2 protein-coding genes are annotated in these 1,692 nt (G+C 66.5%); both read right to left on the reverse strand.

The window, feature by feature from the left end; all coding sequences use genetic code 11:
• Positions 1 to 35: 35 nt before the first annotated feature.
• A complete protein-coding gene (locus ACIHAR_RS39670) occupies positions 36 to 401 on the reverse strand; it encodes a transposase (protein WP_400024130.1) in 366 nt (121 codons plus the stop codon).
• Positions 402 to 568: 167 nt separating this feature from the next.
• The gene (locus tag ACIHAR_RS39675) at positions 569 to 1,612 is read right to left on the reverse strand and encodes an ISL3 family transposase (RefSeq protein WP_400024131.1); all 1,044 of its coding nucleotides are present in this window, start codon (positions 1,610 to 1,612) and stop codon (positions 569 to 571) included.
• Between the last annotated feature and the right edge of the window lie 80 nt (positions 1,613 to 1,692).

The following is a 1,692-nucleotide window of genomic DNA, read 5'->3' on the forward strand; positions in this document are numbered from 1 at the left end:
CCTGTCGACGATCTTGTGATCCGGGCGGTCGAGGCTCACCGTGTGAGCAGGACGCGTTTGCGAAGATGATCGAGACTGGCCCTGCCGAACATCTGGCGTTTCAGCATCTTCAGCCGGTTGATGTTGCCCTCGACGGCGCCGGAACTGTGCGGCAGAGACAGCCCGTTGCGGACCGCATCGAAGTCGCGGCGGAGGTTGCGGGCGAAGCCCGCAAGCGGAGCCAGACTGTCGCGTTCGACGTCAATGATCCACTTTTCGATGCGGTCGCCGTGGCGGCCGGTCATCATCGCGGCGAACTTCCTGATGTGAAGAGCGAGCCGGTCGAGTTCGGGATCGCGCTCACGCAGCCGGTTCAGCTTGTCGGCGTCCTCGTCCCGCAGGTGCTCGGGGTGGGTCATCATCCAGGAGGTGACCTCGCGGACCGATGGAGGCTTCGGTCCCAGGTTGGGTGCGTGTCCGCGCCCGGTCCGGTAGCGCCGCAGATGCCGCTGAACAGCCAACTCGCCACCTGGATAGCCGAGTTGCTTGATCTCACGGTAGAGCTGGGCGGCGTTCCTGACACCCTCATTCAGCGCCGGTGCAAGTAGCCGACGTACGGGTCGACGACATGCGCTCGTTGGAGGCTCTTGGCCACGACATCGTCGGCGGAACGGGCGTTGACCAGTTTGCGGACGGTGGCCTGGTGCAGCCCAAGCTTCCTGCCGATCGCCGCCTTCGACATCCCCTGCTGCCACAGCTCATGGGCGGCAGCATGCTGCTCACGCAGCCGGATCACGATCTTCAGGTCCTTCGGTGGCTGGACCACCTCGGGCTCCACCTCCACGTGGTCGGGGCTGGAGCCCGAGCCGGGAGGCGGTTCGGCCAAGCGGGAGCGATGGGCGTTGACCGTCTTCTCGACCGCCTGGCCGAGGTTGGCCCACAGGTGGTAGCGATCCGCGACCTGTTCGGCCTGCGGCGCCCCGGCCCGAGCGCCCTCCCCGTAACCGCTGGAACGGTCCCGGCAAACGACCTTCACCTCGGGGTGATCGCGGAGCCAGGCAGCCAGATCCTCGCCTTCGCGGCCGTCGTAGAGGTGCAGCGGCCGGTGGGTGGCCATGTCGATCAATACCGTGCCGTAGTGGCGGCCCCTGCGGAAGGCGAAGTCGTCGACGCCGAGGATCTCCACCTTGCCGATGTCCGGCTCGGGCAGGGACCTGACCAGCCGCAACAGTGTGTCCTTACCTATGGTGAGGCCGACCGCGGACGCCAGTCGGGCTCCTGCCCGGCCGGCCAGGGCCAGCCCGATCTGTGTCAACACCTCGCGCAGCAGAGGGGTATGCCGACTGTGCGGGGTGGTCAGTCCCGAGACCTGTTCGGCGAATGTCACCGCCATGCAGGCAGGGTTCTCGCAGCGGAACCGGCGCACGCATAACTCGATCACAACACCGAGCCCGCCCACGGAGACATTACGCAGCCTGCGTACGTACTGACCGTGCACCCGGGCCGAACTCTGGCCGCACCGACAGGAGCCAGTCGTCGCCCGCACCCGCGTTCTCAGCACCACCTGGTCCGGTTGCCGCTCGACCTCCTCGATCAGCAGCGCGGACAGGTACGGAAACAGCTCCAGGAGCACGTCATGAGAGCACGCGATGCATGATCGCGACCAGTCGGCACGAGCTGCTCAGCCGCCCGGATCACAAGATCGTCGACAGA

Origin of the sequence: Streptomyces sp. NPDC052016, assembly GCF_044548445.1 — a bacterium.
GTDB lineage: Bacteria > Actinomycetota > Actinomycetes > Streptomycetales > Streptomycetaceae > Streptomyces.